Source organism: Klebsiella huaxiensis, from assembly GCF_003261575.2.
Lineage (GTDB): Bacteria > Pseudomonadota > Gammaproteobacteria > Enterobacterales > Enterobacteriaceae > Klebsiella > Klebsiella huaxiensis.
This window is the reverse complement of record NZ_CP036175.1, coordinates 1,946,028-1,967,222: the sequence shown is the minus strand read 5'-3', so window position 1 is coordinate 1,967,222 and position 21,195 is coordinate 1,946,028. Positions and strand designations below refer to the sequence as shown.

Genomic DNA, 21,195 nt, shown 5'->3' with positions numbered 1-21,195 from the left:
CGATCTATATACCCGTCATACTTCAAGTTGCTTGTGCGTTGGCTTTCCTCGCTCACCCCAGTCACTTACTGGAGTAAGCTCCCGGGGACTCACTGCGTCGCCGCCTTCCTGCAACTCGAATTATTTAGGGTATAGACGAAAATCGGCAAAGTGGTTTCACATTATTGAAAAAACGTTTCAATATCTAATCTAAGCACAAATACGCAGCAGTGCCTCGGACAATCACCGCTAAGCAAGAGATTAAATTTGGGCATTGGCACGACAGGACGTGATTGTTTTCACAAAAGAAGAGCGAAATGTGAGGGCGATCGGCATGATGAAAAGAGGAGCGTGAGCGCAGAAAAGAGATTAACCGACCGGGTACATCCTGAAACTTTCTGCGCTCACAAATTACTGACTTATACCGCCGCCTCTGGCTCTACAGAAAGAGCTTCCAGCAGTTCAGGTAACGCCCGATAGCGACCGGCGGCGGCCTGAAAACGACCATGCAGGCAATCTTCGGCGATAACGATAGTGGGGATATTTGCTGCCTGAGCGGCGCTAAAACCGTTAAAGCTATCTTCAATCACCAGGCACTGACTGGCGTTGAGGTTGAGCTTGCGCAGCGTTGACAAGTAAACCGCCGGATGAGGTTTGCCGCATTCCTCATCATCCGCACTGGAAACCACGTCAAAATAGTGCCAAAGGGAGAGTTTGTTCAGTACTGCGGAAATAACCTGATGGGATGATGAGGTGGCGAGCGCAATGTGATAGCCAAGCTGGCGAAAATAGCTCAACGTTTCATGCACACCGTTCATCGGCTCACCTTCGGCGGCAATCAGGTCGGTAATTCGCTGCAATATGGCTGCTTCGAGCTGCTTTGGCGCAACGTCAAGCCGACAATGTCGGCACCAGGTGCGCACAATGTCATCAAGGCGTTTACCTTTGGTCAGCGTTTCACACTCATCGATACTTACCGTTGCCCCCCACTGCGCCAGCGCTTCAATTTGCGCCTGTCGCCACAGGGTTTCGGAATCAATAATCACGCCATCCATGTCAAAAATAACTGCTTTAATACTCATTATCCACCTCATTAAGGCTGGCATGAATCATACATACCAGCCCAGCCACATCACCTTAAGAGAACTCAACCTGCTCGCTGGCGGGCGCTTCCTTGTGGGAAAATCCCGGTTGCTCGACGCGAATAAACGCACAAAGGAAAAAGGCCACCACGTACAGCGCGGTATAGGCGATGACCACCCCGATAGTGCTGAAGAACGGCAGCAGTATCACCGCAATCGCCGGTGCGAGAAAGTTCGACATCCCCGCAGACAGGTTATACACCGAAATCGCCGCACCTTTGTGCTTGGGCTCCAGCGCCGGGAATACGGCAGCCAGCGGAACGAAAGCGGCGACAAAGATCCCCAGGGCGATAGCCGGAATCATCGCCATAGCAAAGTTATGCCCGAAGTGCTGCGGAATGTAATAAAACGCCAAGCTGGAAAGCGCCATACCGACGCAGCCGAACCAGCGCACCACTTTCATCCAGCCCAGTTTTTCGCCCAAAATCCCCCACAGTACGTTGGAGAAAATGGTGGTGAAGAAGAAGACGGCCCACACCTGCAACCATTCAGAAGTGGTGAAACCCAGCTCATCGACAAACATCATCGGCATGATTACCGCAAAGCCAAACAATGACAGCGTATTGATGATACGCACCATGCTGGACAACATAATATTGCGGTTGGTATAGAGCAGCGTCGCCGCGCGTCCCAGCTCGGAAAACTTCTCACGAGTGGTCAAATTTTGCATATGGTGTGGAGTTTGAATATTGCGCAAAGAGACCAGCGCAATAATCCCACCAGTGACGCAGAAAGCCAGCGCCAGCCACAATGTCCCCAGCTCGCCGATATGCGGGATGGTAAAACTCGGAATATAGCTGCCGAAAACGCCGATACCGACAGAGTAAACTGCCCAGAACCAACCGATGGCCGAACTGGCGCTGTCGCTTTTGACGTTATGGATAATGGCGACGATAAACGAGTAGAGGAACAGCGGATACGCGAAGCCACGAATGCCGTAAAACAGCAGAATCAGCGGGTAGTTGGCGTGTCCAAGGCCGAAAACCAGGAACAGTACGTGGAATACGCACCACAGTACGAAGCCAATCATCATGGTCTTTAGCGGGGTGATAATTTCCGCTACGACGCCGGAAATCCACGCTGATAGCGCTGCGGCCAATCCATAAAGGGTAAAGGCAAATGAGGCCTGAGCCGGAGAGAATCCTAACTCTGTAATGTAATGCGACAGGAATGCCAGTTCGAAACCGTCACCGGTCATAAACACGGCGATGGCGATGTATCCCCAGAACAGGTTCAGGGGTAAACCGAGCCACTGTTTATTATTTACGGACATAATGACCTCGTTTTCAGGGTACAGGAGGCCTCTCCGGGGAGTTCACCGGAGGGCCATTTTTAGGGTATGTTTTTAAAATTAGTGCTGACGGAAGTTCAGGTCGTTTAAATACAGAGCGTTAAACTGCACGTAACGTTGCATCAGAGTTTGATGACGAACCGGGTCCGCCTGCCAGGTCTGCCAGACTTCTGGTTTTTCACACACGGCGGCGATGGGCTTCCCTGCCGCCAGGCAGGCCAGTCGTGCCGCGCCCAGTGCGCCGCCGGTCTCCCCGCCTTTGTGGGTCACCACCGGCATGTCGAGAATATCGGCCAGCAGTTGCGCCCAGAACGGGCTGCGGGCGCCACCGCCAACCAGCGAACATTGATCGATCTGCGTGCCGCTCTCTTTCAGCACCCGCAGGCCATCGTTAATGCCAAAACTCACCCCTTCGAGCACCGCGTAGCCAAGCTGGGCGCGCAGGCTGGAATGGGTCATTCCCCAGAACATACCGCGCGCTTCAGGGTCGTTGTGCGGCGTGCGTTCTCCGGAGAGATAAGGCAAGAAGAACGGCGCATTGGCTTTCTCTTCAGCACTTAATTCAGCAATCTCCTCCAGCAACGCCACTTCCGTGGTGCCGGTCAGGCGACAGAACCACTGCAAACAGCTGGCAGCGCTGAGCATCACGCTCATCTGATGCCACAGATTCGGCAGAACGTGGCAGAACGCGTGTACCGCCGACTGCGGGGCCGGACGATAGGCGTCGGTCACCACAAACAGTACTCCGGATGTGCCGAGCGAAATAAACGCATCCCCCGGCGAGACCGCACCGACGCCAATGGCGCTCACCGCGTTATCACCGCCGCCACCGGCAACCACCACCGAAGCGTTCAGCCCCCAGCGTTTGGCTACCTGCGGATCGAGCGTGGCGGAAACCTCGCAGCCTTCAACCAGCGACGGCATATGGCTGCGCGACAACCCGCATTTATCCAGCAACGAGTCGGACCAGTCGCGTTTCGCCACGTCCAGCCACAGCGTCCCGGCGGCATCCGACATATCGGAGACTTTCTTCCCGGTCATCTGGTAGCGCAGATAATCTTTCGGCAGCAGCACCGTGGCGGTCCGTTTAAAGTTTTGCGGTTCGTGACGGCGTACCCACAGCAGCTTCGGCGCGGTGAAGCCCGGCATTGCCAGATTCCCCGCCACCTGATGCAGCTCCGGCGCCATCTCTTCCAGCTCTGCGCACTCCTCAGCGCAGCGGGTGTCGTTCCACAGAATTGCCGGGCGAATCACCTCCCCTGCCGCATCCAGCAGCACTGCGCCGTGCATCTGCCCGGAAAGGCCAATGGCTTTGATTGCCGGCCAGTGCTGGGCGCATTTTTCCCGCAGCGTGGTCATCAGGTACTCCGTCGCTTCCCACCAGGATTGCGGCGATTGTTCTGACCAGTGCGGATGGGGCCGCTGAATACTCAGCGGCGCGCTATGGCTGGCGATAACCTCATTGTTTTCATCAATGACCAGCGCTTTGACTTCCGATGTGCCGAGATCGATACCCAGATACATAGCCACCTCTTATTTAATCAGCGAGTAAACTGCGGCGACCTTCTCACGCATCAGCGCCAGGAAGTCAGCGTTATCGGCCAGTGCGCCAAACAGGGCTTTATCGCGGGCGTAAAGCGCTACCGGATCGCTAGCTTCAAACATTTCATGCACCGCCTGAGCGTCGAGGATGCCGTCCTGGTACTGATACGGCAGGGTTCCCTTGTGCCACTGCTCCATAAAGACGAAGAACAGCGCGGGCAGCATGGCGGTCGCTTCCGGGCGGACGCCGCGCTGGTAGCACTCCTGCAGAGTTGGTGCGATCATTGCCGGAATTTTCGAGAAGCCATCGGCAGCGACGCGCTGGTTAGTGTCCTGGATGTACGGGTTGGTAAAGCGCTTGAGCACCACATCGCGATAGGTCGGTAAATCAATGCCGTTATCGCCGAGACATGGGATCACATCTTCCGTGACGTAGCGATCAGCAATGGCATAGATAAAATCGGTCAGCGTGCTTTCATGAATATACTGCTGGCCGATTAACGTTCCTGCCCATGCAATGCAGCTATGCGAAGAGTTCAGAATGCGGATTTTCGCCTCTTCATAAGGGATAACCGACTCAACCATCTCCACGCCAACCGCTTCCAGGTTCGGGCGTTCATCGCGGAAGTTGTTTTCCACCACCCACTGGATAAAGGTCTCGCCCATCACCGGCGCTTTATCATCAATACCGGTTTGCGCTTTGATGCGCGCAGGCAGATCCGCCGCCGGACGCGGAGTGATGCGGTCCACCATGGTGTTCGGGCAGGTAGTATTAGCGGCCATCCAGTCGATCACCGCCTGTTTGCCGGTGAGCTGCAGAAACTCAACCATACCATCGTGGAAACGCTCGCCGTTGTGGCGCACATTATCGCAGTTCAGCAGAGTGAGAGGTCCGGCGTTGTCCGCCATGCGTTTTTCCAGAATCCGCGCGATGGTGCCGTAAATGGTTTTGCAATCGCCCTTAAGGTCGGCGATTAAATCGGGGTTGTTGGTTTCCAGTTTATGGCTGGTGTTCAGGTAATACCCCCCTTCCGTCACGGTGAAGGCGATAACTTTAGTCTGCGGATTTGCCCCTTCGTTAATCAGCGGCTGCAACCCGGCCTGCCACGGCAACAGTTTTTGAATGGAGGTGATTTCTTCATATTCGCGCTCCCCTTCCGGGCTCACGGTTTCCAGCACGTAGCGCCCACCCTGCGCCGTCAGAGCCTGAACGACCTGCTCAGCATCGTTGCGAATATTCCCCGCCGCGATGTGCCAGCGCTTATCCCCGGAGGCAATCAGACGATGCAGATACCACGCCTGATGTGCGCGATGAAAAGAACCCAGACCAATGTGAAGCCATGTGAATTGATTGTTCATGTTCTGCTCTCCTTGAGTTGATGGGGTCACTGTAATTGATCATTTGACCCAAATAAGAGCTATAGATCACAAAAGAGCAATTACCCAATAAAATTACAAATGACCAAAAAAGAGCAAAAGCTTGCCAGTTATCCCGACCGCAGCCAGAATGCGGTTATTCGCCAGGCGAATTTTTCGCTGTGGCCAGAAACTTAGGGCAGGAAACCATGAGTAAAGAAGATGATATCCGGCTGGATCAGAAGGTCCGCGCCGCATGGATGTACTACATCGCCGGACAAAACCAGAGCGAAATCGCCAGTCAGCTTGGTACTTCAAGGCCAGTGGTGCAGCGGTTGATTGCGGCGGCAAAAGAAGAAGGGATTGTATCGATTAGTTTGCACCATCCGGTAGCAAATTGCCTCGATTACGCGCAATTACTGCAGGAAAAGTACCAACTTATCGAATGCAATATCGTGCCCGCCTTTAGCGAAGAAAGTACGCTGGATAGCGTGTCATTTGGCTGCTACCAGCTGATGGCTCGCTATTTACAGGATGATAAAGAGAAAATCATCGGCCTGGGTTCCGGCCTGACCCTGAAAAAAACGCTACAGCGCATCGACTTCGATAGCTTAAATACCCGCTGCGTCGCGCTCATCAGCGCCATGGACGCCGATGGTCAATGTAACTATTACGATGACGTCCCTCTGCTGCTGACCAGCAAAATTAAGGCGAAGTACTATCAGTGGCCCGCGCCGCGCTATGCGCAGACCCAGGAGGAGTACGATATGTGGTGCACCAGCCGACTGTTCCGCAGCGTTTGTGACGTCGCCCGCCAGGCAGACGTTATTTTTGTGGGGATTGGACCATTAGGTACGCAAAGCCCGATATTTAAAGATGGCTTTATCAATCAGGCGCAGATGGATGAGGTGACCGCGCAAGGCGGGATCGGCGAGATCATGGGGCGCTTTATCGATGCCGAAGGCGGTGTGGTCGACAGCGAAATCAACAGAATGATCACCAGCTACGATATCCGCCAGAACCAGTGTCCACGTATCGCGGTGGCGTGTGGCGAATACAAACGCCCGGCTATCCTGGCGGCGCTTAAGGGCGGCTGGATCAACGGCCTGGTGACCGATGAACACACCGCCCGCTGGCTGCTGACGCGCTAACGTTAACAGCCGAATCAGCAACTGCTCATCAACAGCGGCGGGATCTCAATCCGCTGCTGGTTGGTATCGCCAGAATCGATAATGCTAAATACCGCCTCCAGCATCGCCGGTACGTCCTGCTGCACCATATCGATATCGTGCCCCAACATGTAGACAAACGGGTCCCAGTCAAAGCAGCCCATTGGCGGCTGACCGCTACCGGTGAGCCCCGCCTGCGACAACCATCGCACCACCCCTTCCAGCGAAATAGTCGAGTTGACGAACAGCCCCTGCAAAGGAATATCAGTCGAGCCAAACCGCTCTTGCAGGCAGGCCTCGACTTTTCCCTTTGAATAACCGGGAGCAAGAATATTCGCCTGCGGCACGTTCAGCCCCAGCTCGCGGTGCGCATCGTGAAAACCGCGTAAACGCTCGCTGGTGTTATGGTCGCTACTACGCCCACCGATAAAGGTCAGCGGCGCCAGCTCCCCCCGCCGGCGGACGCTGTTAGCCAGGATCTTGTGGGTCAGCGCTTTCGCGCCACCGTAGTTATCCGAAATCACCGAGGGCGCGATAGACCCAGGCAGGTCAAGGTTGACGGTTGGCACCCCCGCCTGCTGACATAAAGCGGTAATTTTGTCCGGGTTGGTCGCCCCGGTCGCTACCACCCAATCCACCTGCCAGGAGAGCATCGCTTTTACCGCTTCAATTTCCAGTTCCGGGCTACGACGGGTGCAGGTAATAATCGGCAGCAGGCCGCGCTCGCGGGCCATCTCTTCAAAAAGCTCGGCGACCGACCCGAAATAGCGGTTATCGTATTTGGGGATAATCATGCCGATGACGTGCGATTTTTTACTGCGCAGCATGCTGGCCTGGCGGTTAATTGCATAGCCCTGCTCTTCGGCAATCCGCGTTACCTTTTCGGCAAGCTTTGCGCTGATGCGGCGCTTTTTCCAGTTACCGTTAAGGATGGCGCTTACCGCGCTCGCCGACACGCCGGATAGCTCCGCCAGGTCGTAAATCGTGATTTTCTTCATTTTCCCAACTTGCGTCACAAATTCATTTCGCCGTTAATTTCCCCACTTGCTCAATCGATGAAGCTAGCGCAACATGAGCTTCATCGATTGAGCTTCCATTTCACTCCACGAAGTATTAGCGCATTCAGCGTTAATATTCCAGCGAATATGAAAAAATGGTGCTTATATTCAATAGCTTAAAATATTTAATTCAAAGCATCGAACGCGATGCCCTCGCGTCCGATAGTTCCAACCAGACTCTGTCGAGGATTATAAAATGAACCACTCTGTCTCCTCTATGAATACTTCCCTCAACGGTAAAGTTGCCGCCATCACCGGCGCGGCATCAGGTATCGGCCTCGAATGCGCTAAAACCCTGCTGGGGGCTGGCGCAAAGGTCGTGCTTATCGACCGTGAAGGTGAAAAGCTCAATAAAATTGTCGCCGAGCTGGGCGAAAACGCCTTCGCCCTACAGGTTGATCTGATGCAAGCGGACCAGGTCGATAATATCCTGCAAGGTATTTTAAAGCTGACCGGGCGTCTCGATATTTTCCATGCTAACGCCGGAGCCTACATCGGCGGGCCGGTTGCGGAAGGCGACCCGGACGTGTGGGATCGCGTACTGCACCTCAACACTAATGCCGCTTTCCGCTGCGTGCGTAGCGTCCTCCCGCATCTGATTGCGCAAAAATCCGGGGATATTATTTTCACCAGCTCTATTGCTGGCGTGGTGCCGGTTATCTGGGAACCTATCTATACCGCGTCGAAATTTGCCGTCCAGGCGTTTGTCCACACCACCCGTCGCCAGGTTTCCCAGTACGGCGTCCGCGTGGGTGCCGTGCTGCCAGGACCGGTGGTAACCGCCCTGCTGGACGACTGGCCAAAAGCCAAAATGGACGAAGCGCTGGCCAACGGCAGCCTGATGCAGCCGATCGAAGTGGCCGAGTCGGTGCTGTTTATGGTGACCCGCTCGAAAAACGTTACCGTTCGCGACATTGTTATCCTGCCTAACAGCGTGGATCTCTAACCGTCAACCAGACTGCTGAAGAGGATTTTATGCAAAGCAATACTCAAAACATTATTGGCGTGGATGTCGGTTCGGGCAGCGTTCGCGCGGGCGTATTCAATCTGCAGGGCGAGCTTCTCGCCCACGCCACCCGAGAAATCACCCTGTTCCGCAGCGCCGGAAGCGTGGTTGAACAGTCGAGCCGCGAGATCTGGCAGGCGGTGTGTTACTGCATCAAAACAGCGGTGACCAGCGCCGGTGTAGCACCGTCGTCGATTGCCGGTATCGGCTTCGATGCCACCTGCTCGCTAGTAGTGATTGGTGAAAATAACGCACCGCTGGCGGTTGGCCCTTCGGAAGATCCTGACCGCAATATTATTGTCTGGATGGATCACCGCGCCACCGGGCAAGCAGAAAAAATTAACGCCACGGGCCACGCGGTGCTGCAATACGTCGGCGGTAAAATCTCGCCGGAGATGGAAACGCCGAAAATTTTGTGGCTGAAGGAGAACCGTCCAAAAATCTATCAACAGGCGCGCCACTTCTTCGACCTCGCTGATTATCTCACCTGGCGCTCAACGGGCGATTTGGCCCGCTCGGTGTGTACCGTGACCTGTAAATGGACCTATCTTGCGCATGAAAAACGCTGGGATGCCGGGTACTTCCGCCAGATTGGCCTTGAAGAACTGGCGGATGAAGATTTTGTTCGTATCGGCCAGCGTATCGTCGATCCGGGAACGCCCTGCGAGGGCGGTCTGTGCGCAACAGCGGCAGATGAGATGGGCCTGCCCGTCGGCACGCCGGTGGCGGTCGGCATGATTGACGCCCATGCGGGCGGGATTGGTACCGTTGGCGTGCTTAACGGCGCAGTCAACAATATGGCCTACGTGTTCGGCACGTCCTCCTGCACCATGACCACCACCCAGGATGCCGTCTTTGTGCCCGGCGTTTGGGGGCCTTACTATTCCGCCATGGTGCCAGGGTTCTGGCTTAGCGAAGGTGGCCAGAGCGCAGCGGGTGCGGCTATCGACCAGTTATTGAGCTTCCATCCCGCCGCGGCAGAGGCTAAAGCGCTGGCAAAAGAAGCCGGTGTTCCGCTACCGGTGTATCTTGCCGACAAGGTGCTGGCGCAGGTGGATAATCCTTCCGAAGCAGTCAAGCTCGCTGCCGGTCTGCACGTGGTACCGGAGTTTTTAGGCAACCGCGCGCCGCTGGCGGACCCGAACGCGAAAGCGATTATCGCCGGACTGGGCATGGAGCGGGATCTGGAAAACCTGATTGCGCTGTACGTCGCGGGATTGTGCGGTATCGGCTACGGTCTGCGGCAGATTATCGATGCGCAGAAAAATTGCGGGATTGATAGCGAAAATATCGTCATCAGCGGCGGCGCAGGTCAACATCCGTTAGTTCGCCAGCTGCTGGCAGATGCTTGCGGCATTAACGTGGTTAGTACCGAGTCCAGCGAACCGGTGCTGTTAGGTTCGGCAATTCTCGGTGCCGTAGCGGGTAACATTGCCTCTTCGCTGCCGGAAGCGATGAAGCAGTTTACCCGTGTAGATAAAACTTACCGCTGCGAAGAGCAATTTAGCGCCGATCATCAGCGTCGTTACGAAGCGTACAAAACGCTCCAGCACACGGCACGACTGATTCGCGAATAAGCAGGATCCAGGAAGCGGCGCTTGGCGCGCCTGTCCGGGCCACTTTTCCCGTAGCCCGGACAGATGCGCAGCATCGCCTCCGGGAAACAACACGCAACGCAGCTTCAGGTGCCTTCGGTACTTATCAGGCGATAGTGACTTTGCTATCCAGATAAACATCCTGCACGGCATTAATCAGCTTCACGCCGTCAGCCATCGATTTCTTAAATGCCTTACGGCCCAGGATCAGCCCCATGCCGCCCGCGCGTTTATTGATAACCGCCGTACGTACAGCATCGGACAGATCGGTTTCACCGCCCGCCGCGCCGCCGGAGTTAATCAGCCCGGCACGACCCATATAGCAGTTCGCCAGCTGATAGCGCACCAGATCAATCGGGTTCTCGGTGGTTAATTTGCTGTAAACCCGGTCATCGGTATAGCCGAAGTTCACCGCTTTATAGCCGCCGTTATTCTCCGCCATTTTCTGCTTCACAATATCCGCGCCGATAGTGGCTGCCAGATGGTTGGCCTGGCCGGTTAAGTCGGCGGAAACGTGATAATCGACGCCATCTTTCTTGAATGCCGGGTTACGCAGATAGGCCCACAGCACGGTCACCAGGCCCAGTTCATGCGCGCGCTCAAAGGCCACAGAAATTTCCTCAAGCTGACGGCGAGACTGTTCAGAACCGAAATAGATAGTCGCCCCTACCGCCACGGCTCCCATATTGAACGCCTGTTCAACGCTGGCGTACAGCGTCTGGTCGTATTCAGTCGGGTAGCTCAGCGTTTCGTTATGGTTCAGTTTGACCAGGAAGGGGATACGGTGCGCGTAGCGGCGCGACACCGAGGCCAGCACGCCATAGGTGGAGGCCACGCAGTTGCAACCGGCTTCAATAGCCAGTTCGACGATATTTTTCGGATCAAAGTACAGCGGGTTAGCGGCAAAAGAAGCGCCAGCAGAATGCTCTACACCCTGATCAACCGGCAGGATAGACAGATACCCGGTTCCCGCCAGGCGTCCGGTGTTATAGAGGGTTTGCATATTACGCAGCACCGCCGGCGGACGATTGTTATCAACCATCACCCGATCGACATAGTCCGAGCCCGGCAAATAGAGCTGGTCGGCTGGAATAGTCATACAACGGTGCTGTAAAAGCGTGTCGGCATCTTTGCCAAGCAACTGCGTAATATCGGTCATAGCGATCTCCCGTAAGTGCCGGTCGAAACCGGCATGCATTTTCCCAACCCAATTATTTTGGGCAGGTTAAGCCTGGTACCGACTCAGCATATTTTCCAGCCGGGAGCGTATTTTTTCAGCACAGTCTGCTGGCACGTTGTCGTGCCGTTTACCACCAGGCGTGGAAATGATGTACCGGGCCGATCCCGTGCCCGACCTCCAGCGAATCTGCCTGCGCCAGCGCCGCAGAGAGCCAGCCCTTAGCCTCCGCTACGGTCTGCCCCCAATCATCGTAACGAGGACGTAACGCCGCCAGCGCCGCAGAGAGCGTACAGCCGGTGCCGTGCGTATTTTTGGTCTGCACTCTTGGCGCGGTAAAGCGCTGCTCGCCCTCGCGGGTAAACAACCAGTCCGGGCTCTCGGCATCATCAAGATGACCGCCTTTCATTAATACCGCGCCGCAGCCCATTCCCAACAGCGCTCTGCCCTGCTCCAGCATCTCCTGTTCCGTTCTGGCATGCGGCGCATCCAGCAGCGCCGCCGCTTCCGGCAGGTTTGGAGTGATTAGCGACACCTGCGGCAGCAGGCGCTGACGCAGCGTTTGCACTGCGCTGAGCGAGAGCAACGGATCGCCGCTTTTCGCCAGCATCACGGTATCCAGCACCACGTTTTTAATCTGATAACGCGCCAGCCGCTCCGCCACCGCTTCGACGATATCCGTTTCCGCCAGCATGCCAATTTTAGTGGTATCGATTCGCACATCGCTGAACACTGAATCCAGCTGCGCGGCGACAAAATCAGGTTCAATACGGTACACCGACTGCACGCCTCGGGTGTTTTGCGCCACCAATGCGGTGATGACCGAGCAGCCGTAAGCGCCCAGCGCTGAGAAGGTTTTGAGATCCGCCTGGATCCCTGCGCCGCCGCTCGGGTCGGTTCCGGCGATGGTTAACGCATTGATTCGTTTCACAGGCCACCCTCCGCGTACAGCGCATCGAGAAACGCCGGAGTAAAGCTGCCAGGGCCGCCCTGCTGCGCCGCTTTTCCACCCGCCAGTTTCATCAGGCCGCAGGCGGCGGCGACGTTTTCCAGACGGTCACCGGGCATCGCCGTGCTGGCGGCAACCACCGCCGACAGCGCACAGCCGGTGCCAACCACCCGGGTCATCAGCGGATCGCCGCCGGTCACCATACGCGTACGCTGACCATCAGTGATGTAGTCCACTTCTCCGGTGACCGCGACCACAGTGTTTAGTTGGCGAGCCAACGCTTGTGCCGCAGGCAGCGCGGCAGCAGCGGTATCAGTGGTATCAACGCCGCGCCCACCACCGCTCATCCCGGCAAGGGCCATAATTTCCGAGGCATTACCGCGAATGGCAGCAGGCTGTAGTGCCAGAAGCTCCCGACAAAATTCAGTGCGCAGAGTCAACGCGCCGACCGCCACCGGGTCCAGCACCCACGGTTTTCCCGCCTGCTTTGCGCTATGCGCCGCCGCACGCATCGCCATCGCGCGCTCTACGGTCAGCGTGCCGACGTTAATCAGCAGCGTGTCGGCAATGGCGGCAAACTGACTGGCTTCATCGGGGTCGATAACCATCGCTGGTGATGCGCCAATCGACAGCAGCACGTTGGCGGTAAAGGTCTGCACCACGTCGTTAGTCATGCAGTGAACAAGGGGGGAATGGCGGCGAAAAAGATGCCGCAGATGGGCAATATGCGCGGGGTTTAGCAGGTCAGACATCGTTTGCTCCCGCCAGGCGATGAAGAAGCGACGACCCTGCGGTCTCTGACTTCCCTACGCTGGCATTATCCAGATCAGGTGGTACGGGTTTTTCTCAGCCTTCACAAGGAAGGGCACCCCGAGTCATTGAGAGATAAAACGTTCTCAGCGGGCAGGTTACGGGAAGTCACCGGACAACGCAAGCCAGCCAGGAAGAGATGAATGGCGCAATAACGCCCTGACGACACGGCGCCTTGTTTGATTTGCGGCTTATCCCCACTCGCGTGGGGAACGTGCGGCCAGACGAACCGAACCATCACGATCGGACGGTTTATCCCCACTCGCGTGGGGAACGTCTGTCTTTCCCGGCTGAGAAGTTAACGACAATCGGTTTATCCCCACTCGCGTGGGGAACGTACTAAATATATCTTATTGTTTTATAATAAATTTATTCACACAAAACAATCTACCGACATTTTTGCAACAAATTGATTTTATTAAATAACGGTAACCCTTTGATTTTAATAGATACGATAAAGTATTTCGTTAGCTCTTTCGCATTTCACCAAAATGAACTGCGGTCATGGCATTCTACAGATTCACTTCCCGCAGTGAACTTAGCAGTAAAGAAAAACACGCTTCAATCAGCGGCGGCAAAGGCTGTGGCCCGCGCATCAGCGCGACGGTACGCGTTAAGGCAGGCTGCTGAAGCTGGGCAATCTTCAAAACAGGATCCTGAAGATGGGTGGTATAAAGCGCAGGCAGAATCGCCACCGCCAGCCGGGAACGCACCAGACCATAAAGGGTTTCAATATAATCAACCTGATAGCGCGTATTCAGCGTCAGGCGATGGCTCTCTGCCAGCGCGCCGACCAGACGCTGAATATTGCCCTTTGAGAACACCGCAATATCTCGCCCGGCCAACAGCTTCCACGGCACGTGCGGCTGCCCGGCCAGAGGATCGTCACAATGCAGCACGGCAACGAACGGATCTTCGCGCAGAGGATAAACCAGCAGTTCCGGCGGCAAAGAGCGATCAATTGCGCCTACGGCGAAATCTATTTTCCCTGACTGAAGCTCACAAAACAGAGCATCGTTAGTCTGATCGTGAAACTCCACCCTCAGGCGCGGAAAAGCCTGCGCCAGCGTCTGCGGCAGAAGCGGAAACAGCAGCGAGCTCACCGACGGCACCAGGCCAATGCGCACCGTGCCATCGCCGCCGGCCTCGACAATCTGCTGCATATCCTGAAACGCCAGCTGCGCCACGCTCAGCACCCGCCGGGAATGGGGCAAAATTGCGGACCCCAACTCGGTCAACGTCACTGACGACGCCGTGCGGTTAACCAGCTTACCGCCCAGTACTGCCTCGATTTGCCGCAGCGCGCTGCTTAGCGCCGGTTGGCTGATAGCCAGCCGGTTAGCGGTGTCGGTGAAATGGCGTAGCTGAGCCAGGGTCACAAAATACTGGATCTGCTTAAGAGAGAGCGCGGGCAGACGCTGCCAGGGTTCGGTCATTATGTTTTCGTCAACAGTGAGCATGCAGAATAACCCGAGGTTATCGGGCGATAAATTTATTCATCTGGGCAAACGTTTGCTCTGCCCCTAGAGTATCCCCATTATCCTTGTGCCGGAGTTGTTATGTCCAGCAGTGCTGAAACCCGCCGTCGCGCCGTTCAGGCCGCACGCGGCGAATCCCCATTCGATTTATTATTAACCGACGCGCAGATCGTCGATATGGCGACCGGCGAGATCCGCGAGGCCGATGTCGGCATCGTTGGCGAAATGATCGCCAGCGTGCATCCACGCGGCAGCCGCTCCGACGCTCAAGAACATCGCTCTCTGGCAGGATACTTTTTATCGCCGGGACTCATGGATACTCACGTCCATCTGGAAAGCTCCCATCTGCCGCCAGAACGCTACGCCGAAATCGTTCTTGCCCAAGGCACCACGGCGGTGTTCTGGGATCCGCACGAGCTGGCCAACGTGCTTGGCGTAGAAGGCGTGCGCTATGCCGTCGCCGCCAGCCGCTCTCTGCCGCTGCAGGTGATGGTCGCCGCCCCCTCCAGCGTGCCGTCCACGCCGGGGCTGGAGATGTCCGGCGCGGATTTCGCCGGCGCGGAGATGGCAACCATGCTGGCGTGGCCGGAAGCCCGCGGCGTCGCCGAAGTCATGGATATGCACGGCGTGCTGCACGGCAGCGAGCGAATGCAGGAGATTGTCCAGGCCGGTCTGGATAGCGGTAAGCTGATTGAAGGTCACGCGCGCGGTCTGAGCGGTGCGGATCTACAGGCCTATCTCGCCGCCGGGGTCACCTCCGATCACGAACTAACCTCGGCAGAAGATGCGCTGGAAAAACTGCGTGCAGGACTGACCATCGAAATTCGTGGTTCGCACCCTTATTTGCTGCCGGGCATCGTCAATGCACTGAAAACGCTACCGCATCTCTCCTCGCAGATCACCGTCTGCACCGATGATGTTCCGCCGGATATGCTGCTGGAAAAAGGTGGCATCATTGCCCTGCTCAACCTGCTGATTGAGCATGGTCTGGCGGCGACCGACGTATTGCGCTTCGCCACCTTAAACGCGGCAATCCGCTTACAGCGTAGCGATCTTGGACTGATTGCCGCCGGACGTCGTGCCGATCTGGTAGCCTTCGATTCATTAGAACAACTCAAAGCGCAGGAAGTCTACGTCGCCGGGAAGCTGATTGCCCGCGAAGGGACTCTGCTCCAGCCTGTTTCAGCGGCGGCAGGCGTGACACCACCGCGCAATACGCTTCAGCTTACACCGCTAACTCCTGACGACTTTATTCTCCGCGTTGGCGATATCCATCACGGCGTCGCCCGCCTGCGGCATATTCGCGGCGCGCGTTTTACCCAGTGGGGCGAAGTGGAAGTGCAAGTTCGCGACGGCAAAGTACAAATCCCGGCCGGGTTTAGCCTGATTTGGGTTAAGCATCGTCACGGCCGCCACGAAGCGAAGCCGCAAATTGCGCTGCTGGAAGGCTGGGGTGAGCTGCGCGGCGCGATCGCCACCAGCTATTCGCACGACTCACACAATCTGGTGGTGCTGGGCCGCGATGCCGACGATATGGCGCTGGCGGCAAACCAGCTTGTCGCATCCGGCGGTGGTATGGCGCTGGCGCAGCAGGGCAAAATCCTCGCTCACGTGGCAATGCCGATTGCCGGGATGCTTTCCGATTTACCGGCCCCGGAGCTGGCCCGACAGTTCCGTGAGCTGCGCGATTTAAGCAGCAAAGTTGCCGACTGGGAGCCACCTTACCGCGTGTTTAAGGCTATCGAAGGCACCTGCCTCGCCTGTAACGCCGGTCCGCATTTGACAGATTTAGGTTTGACCGACGGCAGCACCCGCCAGATAGTCGAGCCGCTGATAGACTGCCGGGAAACCCCGGAACACATAAAACACAACAATAAACATCAGGGAGCCTGAGCATGGCCGACAACACCCTTCACCCATCCACGCAGGGAAACTGGCTGGAGCGCCGTTTTGCCCTGTATTCTCGCGGCAGTACGCTGCGCACCGAATGCCTCGCGGGCATTACCGGCTTTCTCGCCGCCGCCTACCTGCTGGTGGTGATCCCCGGCCTGCTGGCGGTTGGCGGGATGGATAAAGGCGCGGCAACCACCGGCACGATTCTGGTATTCGTCGGAGGCACCCTGCTGATGGCGTTTTACGCCAACCTGCCCTTTATCGTTGGGCCGGGCATCGGTGGCTCGGTGCTGGTTGGCGTAACGCTTGCAGGTAGCGAGGGTATTGGCTGGCAGGTCGGCCTCGGCATCGCCTGCTGGTCAGGGATCCTGTTTTTCCTGCTGACAAAATTCGGCCTGCGCGAAGTGGTCACCCGCTCGGTGCCACAATCTATTAAACTCGGGCTAACCGCCTCGATCGGCCTGTTCGTTGCGGTACTGGGCTTTCGTAACGCCGGGCTGGTGCTGGCAAATGCCAAAACCAATGCCCTGATGCTCGGGGATTTCCTTTCACCGGGTGCGCTGGTCGCGCTCTGCGGGCTGTTTCTGGCGATTGCCCTACAGGCGCGAAAGATCCCCGGTTCTATTCTATGGGCCATTCTGGTCGCCACCCTGATCGGTATCCCCATGGGCGTCACCAAACTGCCAGGCAGTTTTATCGATATGCCGCATTCGCTGACGCCGGTGCTGGGGCAAATCGATATGCTGGGCGCGCTGAATATCGCTTTCCTGCCGTTTCTGTTCGTTTTTTTCGCCTCAGAGTTCTTTTCCACGATGGGCACCACGCTGGCGGTGGGCGGCGAAGCGGGCCTGCTGGATGAAGAAGGCAACATGCCGCATATCAATCGCCCGTTTATGGTCGATTCCATCGCGGCGGCTATTGGGCCGTGGCTGGGTATTCCGGCGGCGACCGCGCTGATTGAATCTTCGGCGGCGGCGGAAGCTGGCGGCAAAACCGGGTTAACTGCGCTGTCGGCAGCGGTAATGTTCCTGCTGATGCTGCTGTTTACGCCGGTGGCGTTGATGATCCCGAAAGAAGCCACCGCGCCAGCACTAATTCTGATCGGCCTGAATATGTTCAGCGGCCTGCGCAAAGTGGATTTAGGCAATTTCACCGACGGGTTGCCGGTACTGATGATGGTGATGATTACGCTGATTGCCAACAGCTTCGGTACCGGAATTGCAGGTGGGCTGCTGTTTTATGTGGTGATTAAGACTATTGCTGGCAAGTGGCGAGAAATCCCGATTGGCCTGTGGATCCTCGCTATTCCGCTGGTGTACTACTTTGCGACGCTGGTAAAGCATTAAGGTTCATGCCGCTAATTTTCCCGGAGGCGGCGCTTAACGCGCCTGTCCGGGCTACCAAACCCGTAAACCACGCGGATCCGTAGCCCAGCCAAGCGCAGCGCCGCCGGGAATGACACCAACGTTAGAGCCTATACTTTCTCGCACTCAGCTTTAACTGCCTCATACAGTAGCCGCACCGCAGAAGAAAGCTGTTTGCGGTGCGGGCAAATCATATTTAGCGGCACGACATCACCCTGATACTGCGGCAATAGCACCTGTAGCCGCCCTTCACGAATGTCATCGCTCACGTCCAGCGTGGATTTATACGCAATCCCCTCCCCGGCAATCGCCAGGCGGCGAATAACTTCAGCGTCATCACTCACAATCGTGCCGGAAACCTGCACATGGTGAACGTCTCCCCCAAAACTAAGCGGCCAGCGATCGAACGGCCTGCCGCGCAGCACGTAGGTCAGCGCATTATGCCGCGTTAAATCATCCAGCGTCTGCGGTTCACCGTGCTCGGCTATCCAACCGGGCGAGGCCACCAGCACTCGCCGGTTCTCAGGAGCAACCGGCAGGGAAATAAACGAAGCATCGTCGTTATCGCCATAGCGAAATGCCACGTCCACCGGGTCTTTAAACACATCGGTCCGATGATCGGAAAACAGGATCCGTAAACTCAGCGCGGGATGGCGCAGGCGAAAAGCGCGAAACACGCGCAGGAGCAAGTTACGCCCCAGATCGGACGGCACGGCAATTTGTAACGTCCCGCGAATTTCGTCATCGGGAGCCTGGATTTTTTGCAGTCCGGCGTGCAGCGTATCCAGCATCTGCGTGGCATAGGGCAACCAGGTCTCCCCTTCAGGGGTCAGACGCAAACTACGCGTTGAACGGGCAAAAAGACGAATGTTCAGCGTCGTTTCCAGACGCTTGATCGCCGCACTCACCTGCGCGGGCTGCTGCCCGGCCTCTCGCGCTGCCTCGCTAAAGTTGCTTAATGCCGCAGCGCGGACAAACAATGCCAGATCTTCCAGCCTGAACATAGGAGCTCCTGAATCAGGATTATTCTCAAAACCGACGCGATCCGCCGAAAAACGTACAGCATCACTGTTTGCTTACACTTTTAACCAAACCAATACTTGCCATTCCCCTGGCGCTTCAGGAATGATACGAGGCTGCGATTTTGTGTCCAGGATAATAATGAGGAAATTATGCGTAAAACAAAAATGATGCTTCTGGGCGTACTGTTGGCCTGTTCCAGCGGAGCGTGGGCTGCTGGCGGCGCTATACAGAAATATGAGCTGGATGGTGTTACCGCAGACTTCAAACAATTCCACATCGGCGATACCGTACCGCCGCTGTACCTCACGCCAGAATACAACATTAAGCAGTGGCAGCAGCGCAATCTGCCCGCACCGGACGCCGGTACTCACTGGACCTATATGGGTGGGAGCTACGTTCTGATTACCGATACTGAGGGGAAAATCCTCAAAATCTACGATGGCGAGATTTTCTATCATCGTTAAAAACCGAACGCCAGCGCGCGACCTGCCGCTGGCGTTTTTCTTTTCTATTCGTTAAAACGGTTTTGCTTTTGCATAAATTCCTCGACGGCAATATATGAAGCAATTTGCTCATATAACATCAGAATACTTAATATCAGATCGCCGCCGCTTCGCAGTAAATCATCCGGCGCAGTGCGGCTTTGATCACCTGATAAAAAAGTGATTTGTTCAAAAATTTCATAATATTCACCATAAGCGCCAATCGGAACCTCAGTTAGCGGGATGTTTTCCTGGCAATAACGCAACGCATCGGCTGCTTTCTCCGGCAAAGAGCGCGTATGCATAAAAATAACCAGCAGTTCTCGTAACTTAACGATTAGAGCAATATTATTCATCATTCACTCCGAAAATGTATTACGGATATTTTATTCCTTACCTCGTTTTTATCTACGCATGACTAATGATGACAACTGCCCGCCAAAAAAAATTAGATGAGGAAAATAAATTCCTGTAAAAAAACACCTCATCCTGGCGAATAAAAAATATTTCACTTCTATGTTAATGAAGCTCTCACAATTGCCGGAAGAATACAATGTTAATAATATGTTTTATTGATAAATCTCAACACGGCTGAATGTAAATAAAAATAAACAATAGTTAACATCAATGATATTCATTTGGTGATTAACTTATAAGGTAGAAAAGCGCAGTTATCTGCAGACATAAAAAAACCGCGCGACGTAAAACGCCGCACGGCTTAGCCTGAAAAGGTGATTACACCGCCCGGAAGGCAATCTCGCCGGGGATCACTTCGCCCTGCCAGTACAGCTGCGCCGCGACGCGGTCCGCTAGCTGGCGGTAAGTCTCGGTAAACTCGCTTTCCGGACGCGCAACCACCGTTGGCGTACCTTTATCGAGGTCTTCACGCAGCGTGATATGCAGCGGCAGCTGACCCAGTAGCTGAGTGTGGTATTTATCCGCCAGCTTTTGCGCGCCACCGGTACCGAAGATAGGTTCGTGGTGCCCACAATTGCTGCAAATATGCATACTCATGTTTTCCACAATACCCAGTACCGGAACTTCCACTTTTTCAAACATCACGATGCCTTTTTTGGCGTCGATCAGCGCAATATCCTGCGGCGTAGTGACCACTACCGCGCCGGTTACCGGAATGTTCTGCGCCAGCGTCAGCTGAATATCGCCGGTGCCCGGTGGCATATCCAGCACCAGATAATCGAGATCCGGCCACAGAGTTTCCTGCAGCATCTGCATCAGCGCTTTGCTGGCCATCGGGCCGCGCCACACCATGGCGTTATCGTCGGTCACCAGGTAACCGATAGAGTTGGTGGCAAGACCGAATTTCATAATCGGCGCCATGTGAGTACCGTCCGGCGAAGTGGGACGCTGGTCTTCCGCGCCGAGCATGGTCGGAATCGACGGGCCGTAAATATCGGCATCGAGAATGCCGACTTTCGCCCCTTCCGCCGCCAGCGCCAGCGCCAGGTTGACCGCCGTAGACGATTTACCCACCCCGCCTTTACCGGAGCTGATGGCGATAATGTTTTTTACGCCATTAATGCCGGGCTGATTTTTTACCCGCTGAAGCGTGGCGATGCTGTGCGTCAGCTTCCAGTCAATGGCTTTAGCGCCGGTAATGCGCAGCAGCTCGGCGCTGCACTGCTCCTTAAGCACCTCAAACGCGCTATGCCAGACAAACGGCATCTGAATTTCGATGTGTACGGTTTCATCCAGCCAGGCGACGTGATGCAGCGCCTTCAGCGTGGTGAGGTTATGTTTCAGGGTTGGGTGCTGGAAATTAGCCAGGGTCCCGGCGACCATCGCACGCAGACGCTCGGGGGATTTGGCCTGGGATTGCGAACTCATCCCGACTCCTTTGTTATTGTGGGTTGAATCTTATCC

The 21,195-nt window shown here is 55.8% G+C and carries 18 protein-coding genes and 1 riboswitch; of the genes, 6 read left to right on the top strand and 12 right to left on the bottom strand.

Going from position 1 to position 21,195, the window contains the following annotated elements; all coding sequences use genetic code 11:
- Positions 1–398: 398 nt before the first annotated feature.
- From DA718_RS09385 to dalD, 4 genes are all read right to left on the bottom strand, one after another.
- Complete coding sequence (locus DA718_RS09385) at positions 399–1,061, bottom strand: HAD family hydrolase (RefSeq protein ID WP_112213145.1); 663 nt, start codon at positions 1,059–1,061, stop codon at positions 399–401.
- 55 nt (positions 1,062–1,116) lie between these two features.
- Positions 1,117–2,394 (bottom strand): D-arabinitol transporter, encoded by a 1,278-nt coding sequence (gene dalT / locus DA718_RS09380; RefSeq protein WP_112213144.1) that lies wholly within the window; start codon positions 2,392–2,394, stop codon positions 1,117–1,119.
- Positions 2,395–2,472: 78 nt separating this feature from the next.
- Positions 2,473–3,936 carry a xylulokinase gene (xylB, locus tag DA718_RS09375; protein WP_112213143.1) on the bottom strand — a complete coding sequence of 488 codons (1,464 nt, stop codon included), beginning with the start codon at positions 3,934–3,936 and terminating at the stop codon, positions 2,473–2,475.
- Positions 3,937–3,945: 9 nt separating this feature from the next.
- Positions 3,946–5,313 carry a D-arabinitol 4-dehydrogenase gene (gene dalD / locus DA718_RS09370; RefSeq protein WP_112213142.1) on the bottom strand — a complete coding sequence of 456 codons (1,368 nt, stop codon included), beginning with the start codon at positions 5,311–5,313 and terminating at the stop codon, positions 3,946–3,948.
- A 206-nt stretch (positions 5,314–5,519) separates the two neighbouring features.
- On the opposite strand from dalD, the gene DA718_RS09365 reads away from it, so the two are divergent.
- Positions 5,520–6,461, top strand: coding sequence for a sugar-binding transcriptional regulator (locus tag DA718_RS09365; RefSeq protein ID WP_112213141.1), 942 nt, complete (start codon positions 5,520–5,522; stop codon positions 6,459–6,461).
- A 14-nt stretch (positions 6,462–6,475) separates the two neighbouring features.
- Here DA718_RS09365 and DA718_RS09360 read toward each other — a convergent pair whose 3' ends face one another.
- The gene (locus DA718_RS09360; RefSeq protein WP_112213140.1) at positions 6,476–7,477 is read right to left on the bottom strand and encodes a LacI family DNA-binding transcriptional regulator; all 1,002 of its coding nucleotides are present in this window, start codon (positions 7,475–7,477) and stop codon (positions 6,476–6,478) included.
- 256 nt (positions 7,478–7,733) lie between these two features.
- Between DA718_RS09360 and DA718_RS09355 the strand changes: the two genes are divergently transcribed.
- Positions 7,734–8,483 carry an SDR family oxidoreductase gene (locus tag DA718_RS09355; RefSeq protein ID WP_167492736.1) on the top strand — a complete coding sequence of 250 codons (750 nt, stop codon included), beginning with the start codon at positions 7,734–7,736 and terminating at the stop codon, positions 8,481–8,483.
- 29 nt (positions 8,484–8,512) lie between these two features.
- Entirely contained in the window at positions 8,513–10,120 is a 1,608-nt protein-coding gene (locus tag DA718_RS09350; RefSeq protein WP_112213139.1) for an FGGY-family carbohydrate kinase, read from the top strand.
- 124 nt (positions 10,121–10,244) lie between these two features.
- Here the strand turns inward: DA718_RS09350 and fbaB are convergent, their stop codons facing one another.
- The 4 genes from fbaB to DA718_RS09330 form a co-directional block, all read right to left on the bottom strand.
- Entirely contained in the window at positions 10,245–11,297 is a 1,053-nt protein-coding gene (fbaB, locus tag DA718_RS09345; protein WP_112213138.1) for a class I fructose-bisphosphate aldolase, read from the bottom strand.
- Positions 11,298–11,445: 148 nt separating this feature from the next.
- Complete coding sequence (gene thiD / locus DA718_RS09340) at positions 11,446–12,246, bottom strand: bifunctional hydroxymethylpyrimidine kinase/phosphomethylpyrimidine kinase (RefSeq protein WP_112213137.1); 801 nt, start codon at positions 12,244–12,246, stop codon at positions 11,446–11,448.
- Positions 12,243–13,016, bottom strand: coding sequence for a hydroxyethylthiazole kinase (gene thiM, locus DA718_RS09335; RefSeq protein ID WP_112213136.1), 774 nt, complete (start codon positions 13,014–13,016; stop codon positions 12,243–12,245). The genes thiD and thiM overlap by 4 nt, the downstream gene beginning before the upstream one ends.
- A 34-nt stretch (positions 13,017–13,050) precedes the next feature.
- Positions 13,051–13,147: riboswitch (TPP riboswitch) on the bottom strand.
- A 439-nt stretch (positions 13,148–13,586) separates the two neighbouring features.
- Entirely contained in the window at positions 13,587–14,513 is a 927-nt protein-coding gene (locus DA718_RS09330; protein WP_167492862.1) for a LysR family transcriptional regulator, read from the bottom strand.
- A gap of 120 nt (positions 14,514–14,633) precedes the next feature.
- Between DA718_RS09330 and DA718_RS09325 the strand changes: the two genes are divergently transcribed.
- Positions 14,634–16,445 carry an adenine deaminase gene (locus tag DA718_RS09325; RefSeq protein WP_112213134.1) on the top strand — a complete coding sequence of 604 codons (1,812 nt, stop codon included), beginning with the start codon at positions 14,634–14,636 and terminating at the stop codon, positions 16,443–16,445.
- Between the two features lie 2 nt (positions 16,446–16,447).
- Positions 16,448–17,791 (top strand): NCS2 family permease, encoded by a 1,344-nt coding sequence (locus tag DA718_RS09320; protein WP_112213133.1) that lies wholly within the window; start codon positions 16,448–16,450, stop codon positions 17,789–17,791.
- A 128-nt stretch (positions 17,792–17,919) separates the two neighbouring features.
- Here the strand turns inward: DA718_RS09320 and DA718_RS09315 are convergent, their stop codons facing one another.
- Complete coding sequence (locus DA718_RS09315; protein ID WP_112213132.1) at positions 17,920–18,813, bottom strand: LysR family transcriptional regulator; 894 nt, start codon at positions 18,811–18,813, stop codon at positions 17,920–17,922.
- A gap of 168 nt (positions 18,814–18,981) precedes the next feature.
- Here DA718_RS09315 and DA718_RS09310 point away from each other — a divergent pair, with 168 nt between their 5' ends.
- Entirely contained in the window at positions 18,982–19,296 is a 315-nt protein-coding gene (locus DA718_RS09310; protein ID WP_110277442.1) for an RcnB family protein, read from the top strand.
- 44 nt (positions 19,297–19,340) lie between these two features.
- On the opposite strand, the gene DA718_RS09305 is transcribed toward DA718_RS09310, so the two are convergent.
- Together DA718_RS09305 and apbC are read right to left on the bottom strand one after the other, a co-directional pair.
- The gene (locus tag DA718_RS09305; protein ID WP_112213220.1) at positions 19,341–19,670 is read right to left on the bottom strand and encodes a hypothetical protein; all 330 of its coding nucleotides are present in this window, start codon (positions 19,668–19,670) and stop codon (positions 19,341–19,343) included.
- Between the two features lie 379 nt (positions 19,671–20,049).
- Positions 20,050–21,159, bottom strand: coding sequence for an iron-sulfur cluster carrier protein ApbC (gene apbC, locus DA718_RS09300; RefSeq protein WP_110277441.1), 1,110 nt, complete (start codon positions 21,157–21,159; stop codon positions 20,050–20,052).
- Positions 21,160–21,195 lie beyond the last annotated feature (36 nt).